Here is a 23,743-nt window from a genome sequence, read left to right as displayed (position 1 = left end):
ATGGATATTCTGAACGCCCTGGTGGCCATCCTGAATTTTGTGGTCATCCCCGCCGCCGCCTATGGCGCACAGCTTGCGCTTGGCGCGCTGGGGGTGACGCTGATCTATGGCATCCTGCGCTTTTCCAACTTCGCCCATGGCGACACCATGGCCTTTGGCACGGCGCTGGTCATTCTGGTGACATGGGGGCTGCAGGCGCTTGGCATCAGCCTTGGCCCACTGCCGACCGCCCTGCTTGCCCTGCCCATTGGCATCGCGCTGACCTCGGTGCTGGTGCTTGGGGTTGATCGCGCAGTCTATCGCTTTTATCGCCGCAAACGCTCGGCGCCGATCATTCTGGTCATGGCCTCGGTCGGGGTCATGTTCATCATGAACGGGCTGACCAGGCTGGTTATCGGCGTGGACGAGATCCGCTTTGATGACGGCGCGCGCTTTCTGATCAGCGTGCAGCAGTTCCGCGCCTGGACGGGCCTGTCAGAGGGGCTGTCCCTGCGCGTGAGTCAGGCGTTGACGCTGGTTGTCACCGCGCTGGCCTGCTGGGCTCTGTTCAGGTTCCTGAACCGCTCGCGTGCCGGCAAGGCGATGCGCGCCTATTCCGACAACGAAGATCTGGCCCTGCTGTCAGGCATCGACCCCGAACGGGTGGTCCGGCTGACCTGGCTTATCGCCGCCGCGCTGGCGGTAACGGCGGGCACGCTGTACGGGCTCGACAAGTCCTTCAAGGTCTTCAACTACTTCCAGATCCTGCTGCCGATCTTTGCCGCCTCTATCGTCGGCGGGCTCGGCAATCCGCTGGGGGCGGTGGCGGGCGGCTTTATCGTCGCCTTTTCCGAGGTGGCCGTCACCTATCCCTGGCGCAAGATCGCGGCCTATCTGGGCTTTGAAACAGACGGCCTGCTGCAACTGCTGTCCACCGAATACAAATTCGCGGTCAGCTTTGTCATCCTGATCGTCGTCCTGCTGTTCCGGCCAACCGGCCTGTTCCGCGGCAAATCCGTCTGAGGGAGGGGCATCCATGTCGAATACACGTCAAGCCGATGCGGTCAGCCCCTGGCGCGCACCGATCCTGTTTCTGATCCTTGTCGCGCTGTTCGTGGCCGAGGGCACCATGCGCAACGCCCTGTTTTCGGGCAGCTGGAACACGGCGCTGGCCATCCTGAACATGGGGCTGATCTCAGCCATCATGGCGCTGGGTGTGAATATGCAATGGGGCTATGCGGGGCTGTTTAACGCAGGCGTCGTCGGTTTTCTGGCACTTGGCGGCCTTGCCCCGGTCCTGATCTCGACCGAGCCGGTGCAGGGCGCATGGGCGGCAGGCGGCGCGCGGGTTCTTGTCGCGCTGGTCGTCGGGCTGGGCACGCTGGTCCTTGCCGCGCAGGTCTGGAGGCGTTTTTCCGGCCCCCTCCGTGTGCCCGCACTGATCGCGGTGCTTATCATCGGCTTTGTTGTCTATCGCGGGCTCTTTGATCCGGCTGTCATGGCGATCGAGGCCAATGATTCGGCCCGCACGGGCAATATCGGCGGGTTGGGCTGGCCTGTGCTGCTGTCCTGGCCGGTAGGTGCACTTTTCGCCGCCGCTGCCGCCTGGGGCGTGGGCAAGGTGGCGCTGGGGCTGCGCTCGGACTATCTGGCCATCGCGACGCTGGGGATTGGGGAAATCATCGTCGCGGTAATGCGCAACGAAGAATGGCTGTCGCGCGGGGTCAAGAACGTCTCGGGCATCCCGCGTCCCGTCCCGTATGAGCTGGATTTGCAGAACAGTCCGGATTTCGTTGCCCGCGCTGCCGATTGGGGGCTTAGCCCGACAGTCGCCTCGGGGATCTGGGTCAAGCTGCTATATGCGGGCCTGTTCGGGCTGGTGCTTCTGGGTCTGATCCTGCTTGCCGAACTGGCGCTGAAATCGCCGTGGGGCCGGATGATGCGCGCGATCCGTGATAATGAGACCGCAGCCGAGGCGATGGGCAAGGATGTCACCCGCCGTCATCTGCAGATCTTTATCATCGGCAGCGCGGTGATCGGCCTTGCAGGTGCGATGATGGTGACGCTGGACGGGCTGTTGTCGCCAACCAGCTTTAACCCGCTGCGCTATACCTTCCTGATCTGGGTGATGGTAATCGTCGGCGGTTCGGGCAATAACTGGGGTGCGGCGCTGGGAGCTATCCTGATCTGGTTCCTGTGGATCAAGGCCGAGGTCTGGGGTCCCGAATTCATGCGCCTGGTCACCGCGCCCATGCCCGAAGGCGTGCTGCGCGATCACCTTCTTGGCAGCGCGCCGCATATGCGTTTTATCGCGCTGGGGCTGGTGCTGCTGGTGGTGCTGCGATTTGCCCCGCGCGGGCTTGTGCCCGAGAAATAATGGCCGCTGCCCCCGCACCCATCAGGGCGCCGGGGGCGCTACCGCCCTACCCCTCAGGCAGCGGTCAGGGTAATCGGCGACAGTTCGCCCCGCGCAAAGCGGCGCAGCACCTTGGGATAAAGCCGGTGCTCCTGCACCAGTACCCGGGCGGCCAAAGACTCGGCCGTGTCCTGGGGTAACACCGGCACGCGAACCTGACCCAGAATTGGCCCAGCATCGAGTTCAGGCGTCACCAGATGAACGGTCGCACCGGCCTCGGCATCGCCCGCCTCGATGGCGCGTTGATGGGTGTGCAGCCCCGGATATTTCGGCAAAAGCGAAGGGTGGATGTTCAGCAGCCGCCCCTCAAACTGCTGGACGAACTCAGAGGTCAGAATACGCATGAATCCGGCAAGGCACAGAATGTCAGGCTGGGCAGCAAGCAAGGGTCCAAGCAGCCCTGCCTCAAAAGCGGCGCGATCGCCCCTGAAATCGCGGTGATCCACGGCAAAGGTCGGCACGCCAAGGGCGCTCGCACGTGCCAGCCCCGCAGCCTGCGGGTCATTCGAGCCGACGATGACCGGACGCGCCGGATGGTCGCCGGTCATCGATTCGACCAGCTTGACCATGTTCGAGCCCCCGCCCGAGATCAGGATCGCGACGCGTTTCACCGCAGGCGGCCGCTATAGCGCACCCCTGCGCCGGGGCGAACGTGGCCAAGGCGGAGGACAGTCTCACCCTCGGCCTGCAACAGCGCCTCAAGCTCGGCTGCACGGTCGGCGGCCACGCTCAGGATCATGCCGATGCCACAGTTGAAAGTCTTGAGCATCTCGGGCTCGGCAATCGAGCCAGCCTCGGCCAGCCAGTCAAAGACCGGCGGCAGGCTGAAGCTGTCAAGGTCGATCTCGGCGCCCAGCCCTTCGGGCAGAACGCGCGGCAGGTTCTCGGTGATGCCGCCACCGGTGATATGGGCTGCGGCATGAACACCGCCGGCACGGATCGCGGCCAGCACCGGGCGGACATAAAGCCGCGTCGGCACCAAAAGCGCCTGACCCAGCGTCCCGCCGCCAAAGGGCGAGGCCGAATTCCAGTCAAGCCCGGCATGTTCGGCCACCTTGCGCACCAGCGAAAAGCCGTTCGAGTGCACTCCGTCCGAGGCAAGACCCAACAGCACATCACCATCGGCAACGCCCGAAGGCAGCGCGGTCCCGCGCTCCATTGCGCCGACGGCAAAGCCGGCAAGGTCGAAATCGCCGCGCGCATACATGCCCGGCATCTCGGCCGTCTCGCCACCGATCAGCGCAGTGCCCGACAGGCGGCAACCCTCGGCAATGCCGTTGATGACGCGGGCGGCCTCAGCAACCGACAGTTTCCCGGTCGCAAAGTAGTCCAGAAAGAACAGCGGCTCGGCACCCTGACACACCAGATCGTTCACGCACATGGCGACAAGGTCGATCCCCAACCCGTCCAGCTCGCCGGTGTCGATACCGATGCGCAGCTTGGTTCCAACGCCATCGGTTGCAGCCACCAGAACCGGGTCCTGATAGCCAGCGGCGCGCGGATCAAAAAGCGCGCCGAAACCGCCCAGCCCCTCCATCACGCCGGGGCGACGGGTGGCAGCGGCGGCGGGCTTGATCCGCTCGACCAGCGCATTGCCAGCATCAATATCCACTCCGGCCTCGGCATAGGACAGGCCGCTTTTGCGCTCGGTCATCTTGGGTCCCCTTTGCTTTGCCGCCCCGATAGCGCAGCCGGGGCGCGCAGGCAATGACCGGCTGCGATTCCGCTGCAAAAGGCTCAGCCGCCGTCAGCCGCAGGGGGCGCGCCAAAGGACAGCTCGCGCGCGGCAGCGATCACCGCCTCGGACATGGCGGCCAACCGCTCGTCCGACATGCGCAAGGTCGGCCCCGAAACCGAGATCCCCGCCGCCGCCTCGCCCGCAAGGTCAAAGATCGGCGCGGCGATACAGCGCATGCCGGGCGTGCGCTCTTCGTTATCAAGCGCATATCCGCGGGCACGGATGCGGGCCAGATCCTCAAGCAGCGCCTGCGGGTCGGTCAGCGTCATCCCGGTAAAACGCTCAAGCCGCATTTCGCGCAGCATCCGCTTCAGATCCATCATACTGGCATGGGCAAGCAGCGCCTTGCCGATGCCCGAGGCATGCAGGGCCGAGCGGGTACCAGGGGGAAAAAAGGCGCGGATCGTCTCATGCGTCTCGGCCTGACTTAGGAACAGAACCGCATCGCCGTTCAGGATGCCAAGGTTCGCCGTCTCGCCCGTCACCTCCATCAGCCGGCGCAGCAGCGGCCGCGCCCGCTCAACAAGGCCCGAACGGCGCATAAAGGCCGAGCCGTGGCGAAAGGCCGTCGGCCCGACGTGCCACGCCTGTGTCTGGCTGTCACTTTCCGCCACACCGCGCGCCGCCAGAGTCACCAGAACCCGGTGCACGGTGGATGGTGCCATTTCCAGCCTTTGCGCAATTTCGGTCAGCGTCAGCCCGTTCGAGGCGGCGATCAGATCAAGGATATCCAGCGCCCGATCCAGCGCGCGGATGCCGCCCGAATCTTCGGCGCCAAAGCCGCCGGCGCGACCCCTTGGACGACCGCGTTTTCGCACCTGAACCGACATTCAACGAATCCTTTCGATAGCTTGTCAAATTTATTTAAAATCAATTCCCAGCTTTGGAAAAGGCCAACTGTTTGATTCTGCGCCAGTTTAAACCATTTTTCCGCGATTGCGAAATATTTTTCAGAAAAATTGCTTTAATGGACAGCGGGCCGTAGCCTGTTCCACAAGCAGGAGGAATTGCCATGACCAGTCAGAACCCGATCTTTATTCCCGGCCCGACCAACATCCCCGAGGAGATGCGCAAGGCCGTGGACATGCCGACCATCGACCACCGCTCGCCGGTGTTCGGCCGGATGCTGCACCCGGCACTGGAGGGCGTGAAGAAAGTCCTTAAGTCCACGCAGGCCGAAGTGTTCCTGTTCCCCTCGACCGGCACCGGCGGCTGGGAAACGGCGATCACCAACACGCTGTCGCCCGGCGACAAGGTGCTGGCTGCGCGTAACGGCATGTTCAGCCATCGCTGGATCGACATGTGCCAGCGCCACGGGCTGGACGTCACCTTTGTCGAAACGCCCTGGGGTGAAGGCATCCCCGCTGACCGTTTCGAAGAGATCCTGACCGCCGACAAAGGGCATGAGATCCGCGTGGTTCTGGCCACCCATAACGAGACCGCGACCGGCGTGAAATCCGACATCGCCGCTGTCCGCCGCGCGCTCGACAATGCGAAACACCCTGCGCTGCTATTCGTCGATGGCGTCAGCTCGATCGGCTCGATGGATTTCCGCATGGACGAATGGGGTGTCGATATCGCCGTCACCGGCAGCCAAAAGGGCTTTATGCTGCCCCCGGGTCTGGCCATCGTCGGCTTTTCACCCAAGGCCATGGCTGCGGTCGAGACCGCGCGCCTGCCCCGCACCTTCTTTGACATCCGCGACATGGCTCAGGGCTATGCGCGCAACGGCTATCCCTATACGCCGCCGGTCGGCCTGATCAACGGGCTGAACGCCAGCTGCGAACGGCTGCTGTCCGAAGGGCTTGAGAACGTCTTTGCCCGTCACCACCGCATCGCTGGCGGCGTGCGCGCCGCCGTCGAGGCCTGGGGCCTGAAGCTTTGCGCCGTCCGGCCCGAGCTTTATTCGGACAGCGTCAGCGCCATCCGCGTGCCCGAGGGGTTTGATGCCAACCTGATCGTCAGCCATGCACTGGAGACCTATGACATGGCCTTCGGCACCGGCCTTGGCCAGGTTGCGGGCAAGGTGTTCCGCATCGGCCACCTTGGCAGCCTGACCGACGCCATGGCCCTGTCCGGCATCGCCGTGGCAGAAATGGTGATGGCTGATCTGGGCCTGCCGATCAAGCTGGGCTCGGGCGTTGCCGCCGCACAGGAACATTACCGCCAGACCACTGCCACCGCTTTGAAGAAGGCCGCCTGAGATGAAGGATGTGATGTATATCCCGACACTTGGCGACATGCTGGCCGCGCGTGCACGCATCGCCCCGCATGTCCACCGCACGCCGGTGCTGACCTCGCGCATGCTGAACGAACTGACCGGGGCCGAGCTGTTCTTCAAATGCGAGAACCTGCAAAAGGCCGGTGCCTTCAAGGCGCGCGGGGCCTCGAACGCAGTCTTTGGACTGTCGGATGAGCAGGCGAAAAAGGGCGTTGCGACCCATTCCAGCGGCAACCACGGCACCTGCCTCAGCTATGCTGCCGGTCGTCGTGGCATCCCCTGCACCGTGGTCATGCCGCGCACCGCGCCGCAGGCCAAAAAGGACGCTGTGCGCGGCTATGGCGGGCGCGTGGTGGAATGCGAACCCTCGACCAGCTCGCGCGAGGCGGTCTTTGCCGAGGTCGTGGCCGAAACCGGCGCCGAATTCGTCCATCCTTATAACGACTGGCGCGTGATCGCCGGTCAGGCCACCTGCTCGGCCGAACTGATCGAGCAGGTCGAGGGGCTGGATGCCGTGGTCGCCCCGATCGGTGGCGGCGGCATGGTCTCGGGCACCTGCCTGACGCTGTCGAACCTTGCGCCGCAGGTGAAAATCTACGCCGCCGAGCCAGAACAGGCCGATGACGCCGCCCGCAGCTTCCGCGCCGGCCATATCATCGCCGATGACGCGCCCAACACCGTCGCCGACGGTCTGAAAGTGCCGCTGAAGGAACTGACCTGGCATTTCGTCCGCAACCACGTCACCGACATCCTGACGGCCTCGGAGCAAGAGATCGTCGACGCGATGAAGCTGATCTGGAAGCGCCTGAAGATCGTGATGGAACCCTCCAGCGCCGTGCCGCTGGCGACCATCCTGAAAAACCCCGAAGCATTCGCCGGCAAGCGCGTCGGCGTCATCGTCACCGGCGGCAATGTCGATCTCGACAAGCTGCCCTGGAACTGAGGAGAGCCCCATGAACGCGAAAACGGATTTCTCCGGCTACGAAGTCGGTTACGACATTCCCGCCCTGCCCGGCATGGATGAAAACGATATCCAGACGCCGTGCCTGATCCTCGACCTGGACGCGCTTGAGCGTAACATCAAGAAGATGGGTGATTACGCCAAGGCCCATGGGATGCGTCACCGCAGCCATGGCAAGATGCACAAATCCGTCGATGTGCAAAAGCTGCAGGAATCGCTGGGCGGCGCCGTCGGCGTCTGCTGTCAGAAAGTCAGCGAGGCCGAAGTCTTTGCCCGCGGCGGCATCAAGGACATCCTTGTCACCAACGAGGTGCGCAACCCCGCCAAGATCGACCGCCTTGCCCGTATGCCCAAGCTGGGCGCGACGGTCACGGTCTGTGTCGATGAGGTGGCCAATATCGCCGATCTGTCGGCCGCCGCGCAGCGCCACGGCACCGAACTGGGCATCTTTGTCGAGATCGACTGCGGCGCAGGCCGTTGCGGCGTCACGACCAAAGAAGCCGTGGTCGAGATCGCCAAGGCTGCCGCTGCCGCCCCGAACCTGACCTTCAAGGGCATTCAGGCCTATCAGGGCGCCATGCAGCACATGGACAGCTATGAGGATCGCAAGGCCAAGCTGGACGCCGCCATCGCACAGGTCGAAGAGGCCGTCGAGGCGCTGAAGGCCGAGGGTCTGAACCCCGAATTCGTCTCGGGTGGTGGCACCGGCTCGTATTACTTCGAAAGCAACTCGGGCGTTTATAACGAGCTTCAATGCGGCTCTTACGCCTTCATGGATGCCGATTACGGCCGTATCCATGACAAGGACGGCAACCGTATCGACCAGGGTGAATGGGAAAACGCCCTGTTCATCCTGACCTCGGTCATGTCGCATGCCAAGCCGCATCTGGCGGTAGTGGACGCGGGCCTCAAGGCTCAGTCCGTCGATAGCGGCCTGCCCTTCGTCTATGGCCGCAATGATGTGAAATACATCAAGTGCAGCGACGAACATGGCGTGGTCGAGGACAAGGACGGCGTGCTCAAGGTCAATGAAAAGCTGCGGCTGGTGCCCGGCCATTGCGACCCGACCTGCAACGTCCACGACTGGTATGTCGGCGTGCGCGGCGGCAAGGTCGAGGTGGTCTGGCCGGTCTCGGCGCGCGGAAAGGCCTACTGATGTATGTCGTCGCCGAAAAGGAAATCGCGGGTCTGATGAACCCCGAGGCGGCCTTTGAGGCCATCGAGGCGGTCTTCGCCGCGATGGCCCGGCGCAAGGCCTATAACTTTCCCGTGGTGCGCGAGGCCATCGGGTATGAGGACGCGCTTTATGGCTTTAAGGGCGGCTTTGACGCCTCGGGGCTGGCGCTGGGGCTGAAGGCCGGGGGCTATTGGCCGAACAACCAAAAGCACGGGCTGATCAACCATCAGTCCACCGTCTTTCTGTTCGACCCGGATACCGGCCGGGTCTCGGCGGCGGTGGGTGGCAACCTGCTGACCGCGCTGCGCACGGCGGCGGCCTCGGCTGTGTCGATCAAGTATCTCGCGCCCAAAGGTGCAAAGGTGCTTGGCATGATCGGCGCCGGCCATCAGTCGGCCTTCCAGATGCGCGCCGCGGCCAATGTGCACGGCTTTGAAAAGGTCATCGGCTGGAACCCGCATCCCGAGATGCTGTCACGCCTTGCCGATACCGCTGCCGAGCTGGGTCTGCCCTTCGAGGCGGTCGATCTGCCGCAACTCGGCGAAGAGGCGGATGTGATCATCTCGATCACCTCGTCCTTCTCGCCGCTGCTTCTGAACGAGCATGTGAAGGGGCCGACGCATATCGCCGCCATGGGCACCGACACCAAGGGCAAGCAAGAGCTGGATCCGGCGCTGGTCACGCGCGCCCGGATCTTTACCGATGAGGTCGCACAGTCGATCAGCATCGGCGAATGCCAGCACGCCATCGCCGCAGGGCTGATCAAGGAGGAACAGATCAGCGAACTGGGCGCGGTGGTGACCGGGGACAACCCCGGCCGTGCTGATGCCGAAGTCACGCTGTTCGACGGCACTGGCGTCGGCCTGCAGGATCTGGCTGTCGCGCAAAAGGTCCTTGAGATCGCAAAAGAAAAAGGGATCGCGCAACAAGTCGAAATCTAAGCGGTAACGTCCTGAAAATAGGGAGGTATGGGACGAATGCAAAATCTGGACACCAGCCCCGGCTTTGATCCGGTCGAGGAGCGCATTGCCGCTCCTCGGCTGTTTGCCCTGGGCTTCCAGCATGTTCTGGTCATGTATGCCGGCGCTATCGCAGTGCCGCTGATTGTGGGCCGCGCCCTGCAGCTTTCGCCGCAGGACGTGGCCTTTCTGATTTCTGCCGACCTGTTCGTCTGCGGCATTGTCACCATCATCCAGTCCTTTGGCGCCACTCAGTGGTTTGGTATCCGTCTGCCCGTGATGATGGGCGTCACCTTTGCCGCTGTCGGTCCCATGGTTGCCATCGCCTCGGCCAACCCGGGACAGGAGGGCGCGCGGATGATGTTCGGTGCGATCATGGCCGCGGGGGTCATCTCGATCTTTTTCGCCCCGATCGTCAGCCGGCTGTTGCGGTTCTTTCCCAGTGTCGTCACCGGCACGGTGATCCTGGTGATCGGGGTCAGCCTGATGCCGGTCGGGATCAACTGGATCTTTGGCCTGCCGGTCGGCCCGACCGCGCCGCAGCTTGTCGATCCCGCCGCGCAAGCCTGGCTTGAGGCCGCCCGCGCCGCAGGAGAGGTTCCGGCAAGCGTCAAGCTGATGCCGACGATGCCGAATCCGGAATATGCCTCGGTCGAGCGTATCGTCATCGGCATCACCGTTCTGGCCGCGATCCTGCTGATAGCACGCTATGCACGCGGCTTTGTCGCCAATATCGCAGTGCTGCTTGGCATCGTCATCGGTGGGGCTCTTGCCGCCGTCATGGGCATGATGCATTTCGACGGCATCGCCGAAGCCGCATGGTTCGCCCCGATCAAGCCGCTGCATTTCGGCACGCCGATCTTTGATCCGGTGATGATCGTGACCATGCTGCTGGTCATGTTTGTGACCATGATCGAATCGACAGGCATGTTCCTTGCGCTCAGTGACATTTGCGGCCGCCGCATGACCCCGCAGGCGCTTAGCGCCGGGCTGCGCGTGGACGGGCTGGGCACCGCTATCGGCGGTCTGTTCAACACTTTCCCCTATACCTCATTCAGCCAGAACGTCGGGCTGGTGGGTGTGACCGGGGTGCGCTCGCGCTTTGTCTGCGTGGCGGGCGGCGCAATCATGATCGTCCTTGGCCTGATCCCCAAGATGGGCGCGCTGGTCGAATCGCTGCCGACCACGGTGCTGGGCGGCGCAGGGCTGGTCATGTTCGGCATGGTCGCCGCGACCGGGATCCGCATCCTTTCGACCGTCGACTTCAAGGGCAACCGGCACAACCTGTTCATCGTTGCCGTATCGCTGGGGCTGGGAATGGTCCCGATGATTGCCCCTGACTTCAACCAGTGGCTGCCGCATTCGCTGCACACTCTGATCCATTCCGGCATCCTGCTTGCCGCCGTGGCCGCAGTAGGGTTGAACTGGTTCTTCAACGGCGCGCCGCATGCAAGCGAAGAAGAACTTGCCGCAGCCGCACACGCAAGCGAGGCACATTGATGACGAAACGCCTGCTCATCAGGGGCGCAGAAGTGGTGGTCACCATGGACAGCGCCCGGAGCGAGATCGCAGGCGGCGACATCCTGATCGACGGCGGAGTGATCTCTGCCGTCGGCACCGGGCTGGTCGCCGAAGACGCCGAGGTGATCGAGGCTCGGGGCTGTGTTGTCACCCCGGGCTTTGTGAACACCCATCATCACCTGTTCCAGACACTGACCCGAGCCGTCCCCGCCGCACAGGATGCGGCGCTGTTTGGCTGGCTGCGCACCCTTTATCCGATCTGGGGCCGCATGGGTCCCGAGGACATCCGCCTGTCCACCCGTATCGGCCTGGCCGAACTGGCGCTGTCAGGCTGCACCTGTTCGTCGGATCATCTCTATCTCTTTCCGAACGGCGCCCGGCTTGACGACAGTATCGAGGCCGCGACCGAGATCGGCATCCGTTTCACCGCCACCCGCGGCGCCATGTCGATCGGCGAATCCAAAGGCGGGCTGCCCCCCGACGCGCTGGTCGAGGATGAGACCGCGATCCTGAAAGACAGTGAACGGCTGGTCGCCGCCTTTCACGACCCCAATCCCGGCGCCATGGTGCAGGTGGGTCTGGCGCCCTGCTCTCCTTTCTCGGTCAGCCGTGAGTTGATGCGCGACGCCGCGATCCTGGCGCGCGAAAAGGGCGTGCGGCTGCATACCCATCTGGCCGAAAATGACGAGGATATCACCTATTCGCTGGTGAATTTCGGCATGTTGCCCGGTGATTACGCCGAAAGCCTGGGCTGGACCGGCGATGATGTCTGGCATGCTCATTGCGTGAAACTGTCCGACAAAGAGATCGACCTGTTTGCCCGCACCGGCACCGGGGTCGCACATTGCCCCTGCTCGAACGCTCGGCTTGCCTCGGGCATCGCGCCGGTCCGGCAGATGCGCGACGCGGGCGTGCCGGTCGGTCTTGGGGTCGACGGTTCGGCCAGCAACGATTGCAGCCATCTGGGGCTTGAAGCCCGGCAGGCGATGCTGGTCGCGCGGCTCAAGGATGGCCCGGCCGCCATGGGCGCACGTGAGGCGCTTGAAATCGCCACGCTGGGCGGCGCACGGGTTCTGGGCCGCAGTGATATCGGTTCACTCGAACCCGGAAAACGCGCCGATCTGGTGCTTTGGGATGTCGCAGAGCTGCCCGCCGCCGGTCAATGGGACCCGGTCGCGGCGCTGGTCTTTTGCGCACCGATCCGGCCGCGCGCGGTTTATGTCGAAGGCCGCGCCGTGGTGCAGGATCACGACCTGCTGACCGCAGACACGAATCGCCTGAACGAACAGGCCCGCGCCGCCATCGCCCGGCTCGCGGATTGACAAGGAAAGGAAGAAAATGCCCGGCTATCTTACCACCCATGTGCTCGACACCGCGAACGGCACCCCCGCGCAGGGCATGCGGATCGAGCTTTACCGCCTTGACCCCGAGCGCCGGCTGATCGCCGAAACCGTCACCAACCATGATGGCCGCACCGACAGTCCGATCCTGCCCGAAGCCCAGTTCGACACCGGCGAATACGAGCTGATCTTTCATGTCGGCGCGTGGCTGGACGCACAGGGACATCAGGCCGCAAAGCCGCGCTTCCTTGATCAGGTGCCGCTACGGTTCGGCATGGCGGATCAGGACCACTATCATGTGCCGCTGCTGATCTCGCCCTACGGGTTTTCGACCTATCGCGGCAGCTGAGCCGCGCGCCCGTTTCCGGGGCCACTTACGCAGCAACAAGGTGCGGCCCGGCGCGGGTCCGAGGGGGCAATGCCCCCTTTTTTTCATTCCCCCCGGTCCGGATTAAGGATTTTCAACACATCGTTAAGACAGCAAGGGGAAATGTGTGAATACTCGCAACCCTTAGAAGCCGTTAGTCTTTCGCCAGCTAGACAGGAGACAGAGTATGTCCGATTTCGCCGTCATCTGGGATTGGCTCGCCTTTGCCATCCGCTGGACGCATGTCGTCACCGCCATCTGCTGGATCGGCTCTTCGTTCTATTTCGTCGCCCTTGACCTTGGGCTGCGCAAGGTGCCCGGCCTGCCCCCGGGTGCTCATGGCGAGGAATGGCAGGTTCACGGCGGCGGCTTTTATCACATCCAGAAATACCTCGTCGCACCCGAACGGATGCCCGAGCATCTGATCTGGTTCAAATGGGAAAGCTATATGACCTGGATCTCGGGGGCCGCGCTCCTGATGGTCACATATTGGGTCGGCTCCGAGCTGTTCCTGATAGATCCCGCCAAGATGGAGCTGGCGCCCTGGCAGGCAATCCTGATCTCGGGCGGGTCGCTGTCGATCGGCTGGCTGATCTATACCAACCTGTGCAAATCGCGGCTGGGTGAAACCCCGACCCTGCTGATGCTGATCCTGTTTGCACTGCTGGTGGTCATGGGCTGGGCCTATAATCAGGTGTTTACCGGCCGCGCGGTCATGCTGCATCTGGGTGCGTTTACCGCCACTATCATGACGGCGAACGTGTTCTTTATCATCATGCCGAACCAACGCATCGTCGTTGCCGATCTTAAGGCCGGACGCCCTGCCGATCCAAAATACGGCAAGATCGCCAAGCTGCGCTCGACCCATAACAACTATCTGACGTTGCCGGTGGTGTTCCTGATGCTGTCGAACCACTATCCGCTGGCCTTTGCCACCGAATACAACTGGGTCATCGCGGGGCTGATCTTCCTGATGGGTGTGACGATCCGCCACTTCTTCAACACCATGCACGCCGGTGGCGGCATGCGCTGGTGGACCTGGGCGGTAACCACGATCCTGTTCATCATCGTCATGTGGCTGTCGACCGCACCGATGTTCCGCCAGACGCTGGAAGAGGCCGAGGCCCGCGTCCTGACCCCCACCCAGCAGGCCATGGTTGACGTGGCCGGATGGGAGGACGCCTATAACGCGGTGATGGGTCGCTGCTCGATGTGCCACGCAAGGGAGCCCTCGTATGAGGGCATCCACACCGCACCCAAGGGCGTGCTGCTGGAAACCCCCGACGACATCACCCGCGCGGCGCGCGAGATCTATATCCAGGCTGGCGTGACCAATGCCATGCCGCCCGCCAACGTCAGCTTCATGGAGCCCGAAGAGCGTCAGGCGATCGTGGACTGGTATCGCAGCCTGCCCAAGACCTTTGCATTGAACTGAAATTACGCGCAGGGGAAAAAACACCCCCATCCGATGCCAGCCGCTGCCGTTCCCGGTCAGCGGCTGCGGCATTTTCAGGGGGCTTTATCCGAACAGCCCCCGCACCTCGCGGGCGATGAAATCGGCAAACAGCCGTACCTTGGGATCTTGCAAGCGGCGGTGCGGGGTCAGCACGCCGAATTGCGAGGGGATGGGCGGAAACTGCGGCAGCACCTCGACCAGCCGCCCGGCGGCAAGATGTTCGGCGACCTCATAACGCGGACGGTTGACGATCCCCCTGCCGGCCATGGCCCAGCCGCTGAGCACATCGCCGTCATCGGCATCGAACCTGCCGTTCACCAGCAGCTTTTGCGGCCCCTCGGGCGTTTGCAGCACCCAATAATATTCCGGGCTGCGCGGGTAACGCAGCAACAGGCAGTTATGCGAGGTCAGATCCTCGGGCCGCTCGGGGTGCCCGTGCTTTTCCAGATACTCGGGCGTCGCCACCAGCGCCCGGCGACATTCTGCAATCCGCCGCCATTTCAGTGCCGAATCCTGCGGCTCGCCCAGAAAAAAGGCGAGGTCGATTCCGTCAGCGATAATATCGACGTTGCGGTCCGACAGCCGCAGCCGCAGTTCGACCCCCGGATATTCGTCGCAGAACTTTGGCACCAAAGGCGCGATCAGCCTTCGCCCCAGACCCAAAGGCGCGGTCACCCGCAAGGCGCCATGGGGGTTGCCCGAAAAGCCCGAGACCACCGCCTCGGCCTCGTCCAGCGTCTCGATCACCCTGCGGGCGTTGTCGTAAAAGGCGCGCCCCACCTCGGTCGGCACCAGTTTGCGCGTGGTGCGATTAAGCAGGCGCACGCCAAAACGCGTCTCCAGATCCTTGATACGGTTCGAGGCCACCGCAGGTGACATGCGTAGGTCGCGCCCGCCCGCCGTGATTGAACCCAGCTCGACGACGCGCACGAAGACCCGCAGACTTTCAAGATATGGCATGGTCTCGCCCCCACTCTTTCAAGGAATCGCTGAAAGTCTTATGCTCAATCTGTGATTTCGCAAAGAGCAATTCACGCTTAGGCTTTCCCTATCCCCAGCCATTCCCAGCGAGGACCGAATGGGCCAAGAATTGCGCTTTCTTCTGAACGACAGCGAGGTGCGCCTGACCGAGGTCGGATCACGCGACACGCTTCTGGACTTTTTGCGGCTGAACCGCCGCCTGACCGGCACCAAAGAAGGCTGCGCCGAAGGCGATTGCGGCGCATGCACCGTTCTGGTCGGCCGGCTTTATCAGGGCCGGTTGCATTACGAACCGATCAACGCCTGCATCCGCTTTCTTGCCTCGTGCCACGGCTGCCATATCGTGACGGTCGAGCATCTGCGCGGACCACAGGGCGGGCTGCATCCGGTTCAGGCCGCAATGGTCGAACATCACGGCAGCCAATGTGGCTTTTGCACGCCGGGCTTTGTCATGGCGCTTTACGGTCTGTGGATGCAGAACCCGCGCCCCGACATGCTGGCGATTGAAACCGCGCTGCAGGGCAACCTGTGCCGCTGCACGGGTTATGAGCCGATCGTGAAAGCCGCCTTTGCCGCCTCGGAGGCCGGAGGGCAGCATATGGATGCGCTGAGCGTCGAACGTGAGCACGTCATTGCCGCATTGAACGCCATCCCGCGCGAGCGGGTCGAGGTTGCGCGCGGCGATGACCGCGCCATCCTGCCCGCCGATGCCGCCGATCTGGCACAGGTGCTGGCCGCCCATCCCAAAGCGACCATCGTCGCCGGGGCCACGGATGTCGGGCTGTGGGTGACGAAATTCCTGCGCAACATCTCTCCGGCCGTGTTCATCGGCCATTTGCAGGACCTCAAGCGGATTGAGCTTGCCGAGGGTCGGATCACCATCGGCGCTGGCGTCACCTATAGCGAGTTTGAGCCGTTCTTGCGCGAACACTTCCCCGAGGCGGTTGATTACTGGCTGCGCATCGGCGGCTGGCAGGTCCGCAACGCCGGGACTATCGGCGGCAATATCGCCAACGGCTCTCCTATCGGCGAAACGCCGCCCCTGCTGATCGCGCTTGGTGCTACCCTGCGGCTGCGCAGCGCCGAGGGTACGCGCGAATTGCCGGTCGAGGATTACTTTATCGAATACGGCAAGCAGGACCGCCGCCCCGGCGAATTCGTCGAGGCGATCGCCATGCCGCTTAAAGGTAATGCCCGTATCGCCGCCTATAAGGTCAGCAAGCGCCACCACGCCGATATCACCGCCTCTGCCGCCGCCTTCCGGGTGGAAACCGACGGGACGACGATCATCGACGCACGCGTGGCCTTTGGCGGCATGGCCGGCACGCCCAAACGTGCGACCGGGGCCGAGGCCGCACTGAAGGGCCAGCCCTTCACCGCCGAGACCTTCGAGGCTGCGGCGCGCGCAGTCGCCAATGACTTTCAGCCGCTCACCGACTGGCGTGCCACCAAGGAATATCGCCAGACGCTTGCCGCCAATTTTTTCCGCCGCTTCTGGCTTGAACAGCAGGGTGAGGACCACCGCCTGAGGAGGGTCGAATGAAACAGGACGTTTTCGTCAAGGGCGCTGCCCATACGCCGATCATCCATGACTCGGCGGTCAAACATGTCACCGGCCAGGCCGATTACACCGACGACCTGCTGGAACCGGTGGGAACGCTGCACGCCTATCTGGGCCTTTCGACGGTCGCGCATGGCCGCATCCGTTCGCTGGATCTGTCCAAAGTGCGCGAGGCGCCCGGGGTGCATCTGGTCCTGACAGCCGAGGATATTCCCGGCGTGAACGACATCTCTCCCTCGGGGCTGCATGACGAACCGCTGCTGGCCACCGATGAGGTGCAGTTCCACGGCCAGCCGATCTTTGCCGTGGTGGCCGAGACCCGCGATCAGGCACGCCGCGCCTGTCAGCTCGCACAGATCGAATACGAAGAGCTGCCCTTTGCCATCGACGCCATCGGTGCCCGCGACGCCGGTATGGGCTATGTGACCAAGCCGCTGAAGCTTCAGCGTGGCGACATGGCCGGGCTTGAGCGCGCGCCCCGCCGCATCTCGGGGCGGCTGACCGTCGGCGGGCAGGAGCATTTCTATCTTGAAAGCCAGATCGCCATGGCGATCCCGGGCGAGGATGATGAGGTGGTCGTCAACACCTCTACCCAACACCCCAGCGAAGTGCAGCATATGGTCGCCCATGTGCTGGGCGTGCCCTCGAATGCGGTGGTGGTAAACGTCCGGCGGATGGGCGGCGGGTTCGGCGGCAAGGAATCGCAGATGAACCCCTTTGCCTGCATCTCGGCGCTGGCAGCGAAAAAGCTGAACCGGGCCGTCAAGTTGCGGCCCGACCGCGACGACGATTTCGCCATCACCGGCAAGCGCCACGATTTCGTCATCGACTATGAGGTCGGCTATGACGAGACGGGTAAGATTCATGCGGTCGAGGCCGATTTCTACGCCCGCTGCGGCTTTTCGGCCGATCTGTCGGGTCCGGTGACCGACCGGGCGCTGTTTCATGCCGACAACGCCTATTTTTACCCGGCGGTCGAGCTGCGCAGCCATCCGATGAAGACCAACACCTGCTCAAACACCGCCTTCCGCGGCTTTGGCGGGCCGCAGGGCGTCATCATGGCCGAGCGCGTGATCGAAGATATTGCCTATACGCTGGGCCGCGATCCGCTGGAGATCCGCAAGCTGAACCTCTATCAGAACGGCCAGCTGACCCCCTATCATCAGGAGGTCGAGGACCAGATCCTGCCGCGCATCTTTGATGAGCTTGAGGCAAGCAGCGACTACCACGCCCGCAGGCAGGCCGTGCTGGACTGGAACGCCAAGGGTGGCGTCATCCGCAAGGGTATCGCACTGACCCCGGTCAAGTTCGGCATCAGCTTTACCGCAACCTGGTACAACCAGGCCGGCGCGCTGATCCACATCTATTCCGACGGCTCGGTCCACCTGAACCATGGCGGGACCGAGATGGGTCAGGGCCTGAACACCAAGGTCGCTCAGGTCGTGGCCGAGGCGCTGGGAATCGACATCGACCGCATCCGCATCACCAGGACCACGACCGAGAAAGTGCCGAACACCTCGGCCACCGCCGCATCGTCAGGGTCGGACCTGAACGGGATGGCGGCGCTTGATGCCTGTCAGCAGCTTATCGCCCGCCTGACCGCATTTGCGGCCGAGACCAAGGGCGTTGCCCCCGAACTGGTCAGCATCGGCGAGACGGTGCAGATCGGCAATGAAACCATGCCCTTCGACGCCTTTATCAAAAGCGCCTATATGGCGCGGATCCAGCTGTCGGCGGCGGGCTTTTACAAGACGCCAAAAATCCATTGGGACCGCGAAACCGGCCGGGGTCGCCCGTTCTACTATTTCGCCTATGGGGCGGCCTGCTCCGAAGTCTCGGTCGATACGCTGACCGGCGAATACGTCATCGAGCGCGCCGATGTCCTGCATGACGTTGGCCGCAGTCTGAACCCTGCGCTGGACAAGGGGCAGGTCGAGGGCGCTTTTGTACAAGGAACCGGCTGGCTGACCAGCGAGGAACTGTGGTGGGATGACAAGGGGCGACTGCGCACGCACGCGCCTTCGACCTACAAGATCCCGCTGGCCTCGGACCGACCCAAGGTCTTTAACGTCAATCTCGCCGACTGGTCAGTGAACCGCGAGGCGACGATCAAACGCTCAAAGGCCGTGGGCGAGCCGCCCTTTATGCTGGGGATCAGCGTCTTTCAGGCGCTGAACATGGCGGTCGCCTCTTTCAACGGCTATGCCGAGAACCCGCGCATCGACGCCCCCGCAACGCCCGAGCGGGTGCTGATGGCGATCGAGCGGGTGCGGCGATGATCCGGGTCGAGGTTACGCGCACGCGCGGTTCAGCCCCGCGCGAAAAGGGGGCGGTGATGCATGTCACCGGACAGGGCCTCAGCGGCACGATCGGGGGTGGCCAGCTTGAATATATGGCCATCGACCGCGCCCGGCAGATGCTGGCGCGCGGCGAAGAGGCGGCTTGCATGGACGTGCCGCTGGGACCGCAGATCGGCCAATGCTGCGGTGGCCGGGTCGAGCTTGTGCTGACCCGCGTCGCCGAAGCGCCGCCCCAGCCCGAACATCCCCGGGTGCTGATTTTTGGCGCAGGCCATGTCGGGCGGGCGCTTTCGCGCGCGCTGGCGCTTTTGCCGCTGCGGCCGATCCTGATCGACCAGCGCGCAGGCGAGCTCGCGCAGGCAGAGGGCGAAACCCGCCTGACCCCCCTGCCCGAAGCCGAGATCCGCCACGCCCCCTTTGGCACCAGCTTTGTCGTCGTTACCCATGATCACGCGCTGGATTTCCTGCTGGCGGCCGAGGCGCTGCGCCGTATGGACGCGCCTTATATCGGCATGATCGGCAGCCGGACCAAGCTGGCGCAGTTTCGCCGCTTTGCCCGGGCGCAGGGGCTCGACACCGACCGGCTGACCTGCCCCATCGGTGCAGGCTGGTCGCGTGACAAGCGCCCCGAGATCATCGCCGCCTTCACCGCCGCCGAGATTATCGGCCGTCTGACCGAAACCGTTTCTTCACCGAAAAGACACCCATGCGAAAGCTGATCCGGGGGCGCACGCTCTCATTCCATGCCGACCCGGTCGAGGTCGAAAACGCGTTTACCTATCACGAGGATGGCGCCGTCATCGTCGAGGATGGCAAGATCGCCGCCGTCGGCGATTACGCCGATCTGCGCCAGCCCGACCTGCCGGAAACCGATCACCGCCCGCATCTGATCCTGCCGGGCTTTATCGACACCCATATCCATTTCCCGCAAGTGCAGGTGATCGCCAGCTGGGGCGCGCAGCTTCTTGATTGGCTGAACACCTATACCTTTCCCGAGGAATCGCGCTTTGCCCAGCAGGGACACGCCCCGGCCATGGCCGAGCGGTTCCTTGACCTGCTGCTGGCCCATGGCACCACCACCGCCGTCGCCTTTTGTTCGGTCCATCCGCAATCGGCCGAGGCGCTGTTTTCAGCAGCCGAGGCACGCAGTATGGCGATGATCGCCGGCAAGGTGATGATGGACCGCAATGCGCCCGAGACGGTGCTGGACACCCCCCAACAGGGCTATGACGACAGCAAGGCGCTGATCGCCAAATGGCACGGCCGCGGCAGACTGCGCTATGCGATCACACCGCGCTTTGCCATCACCTCGACGCCCGAGCAGATGCAGATGGCGGGCCAGCTTGTCCGCGAACATCCCGACTGTCATGTGCAAACCCACCTGAGCGAGAACCGCGACGAGATCGCATTTACGCTAAGCCTATACCCGCAGGCGCGCGACTATCTGGACATCTATGAGACCTACGGCCTGCTTTCGGATAAGCTGCTGCTGGGCCACTCGATCCACCTTGAACCGCGCGAGATTGCCCGCATGGCCGAGACCGGCTCACGCGCGGTGTTCTGTCCGACCTCGAACCTGTTCCTCGGCTCGGGCCTGTTTGACGAGGCGGGCTTGCGCGCTGCGGGCGTGGTCAGCGGCATCGCCACCGATGTCGGCGGCGGCACCAGCTATTCGATGCTGCAAACCCTGAACGAGGGTTACAAGATCCTGCAACTGCGCGGGCAAAAGCTGCATCCCTTTGCCGCCTTCCATTGGGTCACGCGTGGCAATGCGCTGGCGCTTGGCATGGCCGACCGCATCGGCACGCTGGACACCGGCAGCGACGCCGATCTGGTGGTGCTCGACAGCCGCGCCACCCCGGCGATGGCACTGCGTATGGATCGGGCCGGGACGCTGGCCGAAGAGCTGTTCATCCTGCAAATCCTGGGCGATGACCGCTCGATCGCGCAGACCTATGTCGCCGGAGAACCGATGCTTGGCTAAGGGCCAGACCAGCTGACGGGTTCAGTCCCGCCAGCCCCGGTCTGCCTCGTGAATACGTTCCGCAAAGCGGACCAGATCGGCAAGCGACTGTGCCCCGATCTTGCGCATCACCCGGCCGCGCCGGACCTTGACGGTGATTTCACTGACATCCAGCATCCCGGCGATCTGTTTGTTCAACAGCCCCTTTATGACCAGATCCATCACTGCGCGTTCGCCTTGGTTCAGGCTGGCATAGCGGCGGCGCAGATCCTGCCTGACCGCCTCTTCCTGCCGGCGGATGCGGTCCCGGGCGATACCCTGCTGAATGGCATCAAGCAGGTCCTGATCCCGAAAGGGCTTGGTCAGAAACTCGATGGCGCCGCCCTTCATCGCACGGACGGACATGGGGATATCGCCATGGGCAGTGATAAAGACGATGGGGATATACAGCCCCTGCCGCGCCAGCTCGTCCTGAAAATCAAGGCCGCTCAGCCCGGGCATACGCACATCAAGCACCAGACAGGCAGGGGCATCGGGCCGCTCAGCCTGTAAAAACTCCTGGCTTGAGGCAAATAGCATGCTGCCCAGTCCGACCGAGGCCAGCAGATCCTCAAGCGCGTCCCGGACCGATCTGTCGTCATCGACGACAAAGACCACAGGCTGATCCTGCTGACTGTCTTTAGGCATATTGTCCCGGTTCATAGGCATCATCACCCCCGTGTCTGGCGCGCGCGCAGGGTAAAATGAAATACCGCCCCGCCCTCGGGTTGCGGCTCGACCCAGATCCGTCCGCCATGCGCCTCGACGATCGAGCGGCTGACGGCAAGCCCAATCCCCATTCCCTGAGGTTTGGTGGTGTAGAAGGCATCGAATATGCCTGCAACCGCCTCGGGCGGGACACCTGTGCCATGGTCGCGGATCGAGAAGCGCACGAAGCCCGGCACTTCGCACGCCAGATCAATCGCCAGCTCGCGTCGCTCGGCCGGGGTGGCGGCCATGGCGTCGATGGCGTTCAGGACGATGTTCAACAGGACCTGCTGGACCTGCACGCTATCGGCCAACACAAGGGGCAGGCCATCGGCCGGTCTGACACGCACCCGGACCCCGTTCCGGTCCAGCTCACCGCGGCTTAGCGCGACGACCCCGGCGACCAGTACCGGGGCCTCTTGCCAATCTGCCCGCGGATCGGCGCGTTTGGACAGGTTGCGCACCTGCGCGACGATATCGCTGGCCCGGTTCGCATCGCCGATGATCCGCTCAAGCGCCTGTCGCGCCTTGCCAAGATTGGGCGGACCCGCCGCCAGCCAGCGCAACCCCGCATTGGCGCTGGTTACCACCGCCGTCAGAGGCTGGTTCACCTCATGCGCGATTGATGCGGTCATCTCGCCCAGCGTATTGACCCGGGCAAGCCGGACAAGCTGAGCCCGCGCCTCATGTTCGGCCAGAATGACCGAAGATCGGGTCAGGGCCAGATATGTGGTGATGGCAATGGCGCAAAGGCTCAGCGCGCAATTGATCACGCCAGCTTCGTAAGCCCCGGCGTGAGTAAAGAAGAAACTGGCCAGCGTCAGCACGATGCAGCTTGCCGCCACTACCAGCACACCGCGCCGGCGCAGGAACCCATCGGCGATCAGCACCACGGCGACGTAAAAGACCGCCACCGCGATTTCCAGCGCAGTGATGGTATCGGCGACGAATATCACCACCATCAGCCCAAGCATGAATGCCCAGCGCAGGGTGACGGCGATTTCTGCAAGACCCGGACGATTTTCGATCACCCCATCATCCTTTTCGGCTGTACCGACTGCTGTCGGGCGCGGTTCTACACCTTCGACGCGGGCGGAACGACGCATTAATCCCGCCCCGTCCCGGCCGCGTCCAGACGCCATCGGGCGGCAGTGACCATCGGCTCAAGGCTCAGCCGGCCGACGATCTGCTCAAGCAGCCGGTCCTGCCGGTTGTCGGCGCGCACGAAGGCCAGGACCTCGACCCGGTTGCTGTCCTCGATATTGCTGCTTTCCAGCTCGTGGATATGCAGGGCTGTGCCCAGATCGCGCAGCAGCAGCGCGCGGATCTGGGCCTCGACCTCGCCATGACAAACGATCGAGATGTGGTAATCCGCCCCGGCCTCGCTGGAGGCGACGGGGCGGCGTCCGATGACCCGCACCAGTGGTCGCAGTACCAGATTGACACCGATCACGAAACAGGCGGCAATGGTGGCGTGGGGATAAAAACCGGCGCCACACAGCACCCCCACCGCCGCCGAACACCAAAGCGTCGCTGCCGTGTTCAGGCCGGTGACGTTGAGGCCTTCCTTGAAGATGATGCCGGCGCCCAGAAAGCCGATCCCCGAAACGACCTGCGCCGCCATCCGGGTCGGGCTCATCTCGCCCGAGACAAGGCTTGCAAACAGCACGAAACTCGCCGCACCCAGCGCCACCAGCGTGTTGGTGCGCAGACCGGCGAGCCTTTGGCGCCATTGCCGCTCAAACCCGATCAGGCCGCCGAGCAACACCGCTGCGCTGAGGCCGAAAAAAGTCTGCGGAAGATGGTCAGTATTCAACATCGCACTCTCTCCTTCTGCCTGGGTCAAAGGGTCCGCGCCGGAGCGGGTAGCGGGGCCACCCCCTCTGCCTCGCGGATCGGCGCAACGAGCAGCAGGAGCGTGATCAGCAACAGATAGACGGCAACCGTGACCCAGCGGGCGGCACGAAGCGCAATGGGCGCGGGCTGGACAAGAGGCTGGGGGTTGCGTGACATAAGGATCGGACGTTGAAACATGGCGAAACTCCGTGGCAGGCAG

General features: G+C 63.6%; 22 protein-coding genes. 14 read left to right on the top strand and 8 right to left on the bottom strand.

Features of this window, described 5'->3' with window-relative positions; genetic code table 11:
• Nucleotides 1-1,002 carry a branched-chain amino acid ABC transporter permease gene (locus F8A10_RS04380; RefSeq protein ID WP_010395281.1) on the top strand — a complete coding sequence of 334 codons (1,002 nt, stop codon included), beginning with the start codon at nucleotides 1-3 and terminating at the stop codon, nucleotides 1,000-1,002.
• Between the two features lie 13 nt (nucleotides 1,003-1,015).
• Complete coding sequence (locus F8A10_RS04375) at nucleotides 1,016-2,356, top strand: branched-chain amino acid ABC transporter permease (RefSeq protein WP_010395284.1); 1,341 nt, start codon at nucleotides 1,016-1,018, stop codon at nucleotides 2,354-2,356.
• Between the two features lie 53 nt (nucleotides 2,357-2,409).
• Here F8A10_RS04375 and purN read toward each other — a convergent pair whose 3' ends face one another.
• The 3 genes from purN to bhcR form a co-directional block, all read right to left on the bottom strand.
• Complete coding sequence (purN, locus tag F8A10_RS04370) at nucleotides 2,410-3,006, bottom strand: phosphoribosylglycinamide formyltransferase (RefSeq protein ID WP_010395286.1); 597 nt, start codon at nucleotides 3,004-3,006, stop codon at nucleotides 2,410-2,412.
• Nucleotides 3,003-4,049, bottom strand: coding sequence for a phosphoribosylformylglycinamidine cyclo-ligase (gene purM / locus F8A10_RS04365; RefSeq protein ID WP_152366792.1), 1,047 nt, complete (start codon nucleotides 4,047-4,049; stop codon nucleotides 3,003-3,005). The genes purN and purM overlap by 4 nt, the downstream gene beginning before the upstream one ends.
• A gap of 83 nt (nucleotides 4,050-4,132) precedes the next feature.
• Nucleotides 4,133-4,963 carry an HTH-type transcriptional regulator BhcR gene (bhcR, locus tag F8A10_RS04360; protein ID WP_010395292.1) on the bottom strand — a complete coding sequence of 277 codons (831 nt, stop codon included), beginning with the start codon at nucleotides 4,961-4,963 and terminating at the stop codon, nucleotides 4,133-4,135.
• A gap of 182 nt (nucleotides 4,964-5,145) precedes the next feature.
• Between bhcR and bhcA the strand changes: the two genes are divergently transcribed.
• From bhcA to F8A10_RS04320, 8 genes are all read left to right on the top strand, one after another.
• Nucleotides 5,146-6,336 (top strand): L-aspartate--glyoxylate aminotransferase BhcA, encoded by a 1,191-nt coding sequence (gene bhcA / locus F8A10_RS04355; RefSeq protein ID WP_010395294.1) that lies wholly within the window; start codon nucleotides 5,146-5,148, stop codon nucleotides 6,334-6,336.
• Between the two features lie 13 nt (nucleotides 6,337-6,349).
• Nucleotides 6,350-7,297: a beta-hydroxyaspartate dehydratase BhcB gene (bhcB, locus tag F8A10_RS04350; RefSeq protein ID WP_152366791.1), complete on the top strand. Its 948-nt coding sequence runs from the start codon at nucleotides 6,350-6,352 to the stop codon at nucleotides 7,295-7,297.
• A 10-nt stretch (nucleotides 7,298-7,307) separates the two neighbouring features.
• Entirely contained in the window at nucleotides 7,308-8,471 is a 1,164-nt protein-coding gene (gene bhcC, locus F8A10_RS04345) for a 3-hydroxy-D-aspartate aldolase BhcC (RefSeq protein ID WP_010395298.1), read from the top strand.
• Nucleotides 8,471-9,433, top strand: a complete 963-nt coding sequence (gene bhcD / locus F8A10_RS04340) for an iminosuccinate reductase BhcD (protein WP_085502250.1) — start codon at nucleotides 8,471-8,473, stop codon at nucleotides 9,431-9,433. The genes bhcC and bhcD overlap by 1 nt, the downstream gene beginning before the upstream one ends.
• Before the next feature lie 36 nt (nucleotides 9,434-9,469).
• Nucleotides 9,470-10,951, top strand: coding sequence for a nucleobase:cation symporter-2 family protein (locus F8A10_RS04335; RefSeq protein ID WP_152366790.1), 1,482 nt, complete (start codon nucleotides 9,470-9,472; stop codon nucleotides 10,949-10,951).
• The gene (locus F8A10_RS04330) at nucleotides 10,951-12,294 is read left to right on the top strand and encodes an 8-oxoguanine deaminase (RefSeq protein WP_010395303.1); all 1,344 of its coding nucleotides are present in this window, start codon (nucleotides 10,951-10,953) and stop codon (nucleotides 12,292-12,294) included. The genes F8A10_RS04335 and F8A10_RS04330 overlap by 1 nt, the downstream gene beginning before the upstream one ends.
• Nucleotides 12,295-12,310: 16 nt before the next feature.
• On the top strand, nucleotides 12,311-12,661 hold the full coding sequence (gene uraH, locus F8A10_RS04325) for a hydroxyisourate hydrolase (RefSeq protein ID WP_010395305.1): 351 nt from the start codon (nucleotides 12,311-12,313) through the stop codon (nucleotides 12,659-12,661).
• Between the two features lie 205 nt (nucleotides 12,662-12,866).
• A complete protein-coding gene (locus tag F8A10_RS04320) occupies nucleotides 12,867-14,114 on the top strand; it encodes a urate hydroxylase PuuD (protein ID WP_010395308.1) in 1,248 nt (415 codons plus the stop codon).
• A gap of 84 nt (nucleotides 14,115-14,198) precedes the next feature.
• Here F8A10_RS04320 and F8A10_RS04315 read toward each other — a convergent pair whose 3' ends face one another.
• Entirely contained in the window at nucleotides 14,199-15,095 is an 897-nt protein-coding gene (locus F8A10_RS04315) for a LysR family transcriptional regulator (RefSeq protein WP_152366789.1), read from the bottom strand.
• A gap of 118 nt (nucleotides 15,096-15,213) precedes the next feature.
• Here F8A10_RS04315 and xdhA point away from each other — a divergent pair, with 118 nt between their 5' ends.
• From xdhA to guaD, 4 genes are read left to right on the top strand one after another with little or no spacing between them, the layout of a single operon-like run.
• Nucleotides 15,214-16,659, top strand: coding sequence for a xanthine dehydrogenase small subunit (xdhA, locus tag F8A10_RS04310; protein WP_152366788.1), 1,446 nt, complete (start codon nucleotides 15,214-15,216; stop codon nucleotides 16,657-16,659).
• Nucleotides 16,656-18,956 (top strand): xanthine dehydrogenase molybdopterin binding subunit, encoded by a 2,301-nt coding sequence (gene xdhB, locus F8A10_RS04305; protein WP_010395317.1) that lies wholly within the window; start codon nucleotides 16,656-16,658, stop codon nucleotides 18,954-18,956. The genes xdhA and xdhB overlap by 4 nt, the downstream gene beginning before the upstream one ends.
• Nucleotides 18,953-19,696 carry a xanthine dehydrogenase accessory protein XdhC gene (gene xdhC, locus F8A10_RS04300; protein WP_152366787.1) on the top strand — a complete coding sequence of 248 codons (744 nt, stop codon included), beginning with the start codon at nucleotides 18,953-18,955 and terminating at the stop codon, nucleotides 19,694-19,696. Before xdhB ends, xdhC begins: the two co-directional genes overlap by 4 nt.
• Nucleotides 19,684-20,961 (top strand): guanine deaminase, encoded by a 1,278-nt coding sequence (gene guaD, locus F8A10_RS04295; RefSeq protein ID WP_152366786.1) that lies wholly within the window; start codon nucleotides 19,684-19,686, stop codon nucleotides 20,959-20,961. Before xdhC ends, guaD begins: the two co-directional genes overlap by 13 nt.
• Nucleotides 20,962-20,982: 21 nt before the next feature.
• Here guaD and F8A10_RS04290 read toward each other — a convergent pair whose 3' ends face one another.
• Genes F8A10_RS04290 through F8A10_RS04275 form a run of 4 tightly spaced genes read right to left on the bottom strand, consistent with a single transcriptional unit; the run spans nucleotide 20,983 to nucleotide 23,721 of the window.
• On the bottom strand, nucleotides 20,983-21,642 hold the full coding sequence (locus F8A10_RS04290; protein WP_152366785.1) for a response regulator transcription factor: 660 nt from the start codon (nucleotides 21,640-21,642) through the stop codon (nucleotides 20,983-20,985).
• Nucleotides 21,643-21,650: 8 nt separating this feature from the next.
• Nucleotides 21,651-22,793, bottom strand: coding sequence for a sensor histidine kinase (locus F8A10_RS04285; RefSeq protein WP_010395324.1), 1,143 nt, complete (start codon nucleotides 22,791-22,793; stop codon nucleotides 21,651-21,653).
• Complete coding sequence (locus F8A10_RS04280; protein WP_010395326.1) at nucleotides 22,793-23,506, bottom strand: MgtC/SapB family protein; 714 nt, start codon at nucleotides 23,504-23,506, stop codon at nucleotides 22,793-22,795. The genes F8A10_RS04285 and F8A10_RS04280 overlap by 1 nt, the downstream gene beginning before the upstream one ends.
• A gap of 23 nt (nucleotides 23,507-23,529) precedes the next feature.
• The gene (locus F8A10_RS04275) at nucleotides 23,530-23,721 is read right to left on the bottom strand and encodes a hypothetical protein (protein WP_010395327.1); all 192 of its coding nucleotides are present in this window, start codon (nucleotides 23,719-23,721) and stop codon (nucleotides 23,530-23,532) included.
• Nucleotides 23,722-23,743 lie beyond the last annotated feature (22 nt).

It is taken from the genome of Paracoccus kondratievae (assembly GCF_009301415.1).
GTDB classification, from domain to species: Bacteria; Pseudomonadota; Alphaproteobacteria; order Rhodobacterales; family Rhodobacteraceae; genus Paracoccus; species Paracoccus kondratievae.
This window is presented reverse-complemented; position numbering and strand designations above follow the sequence as displayed.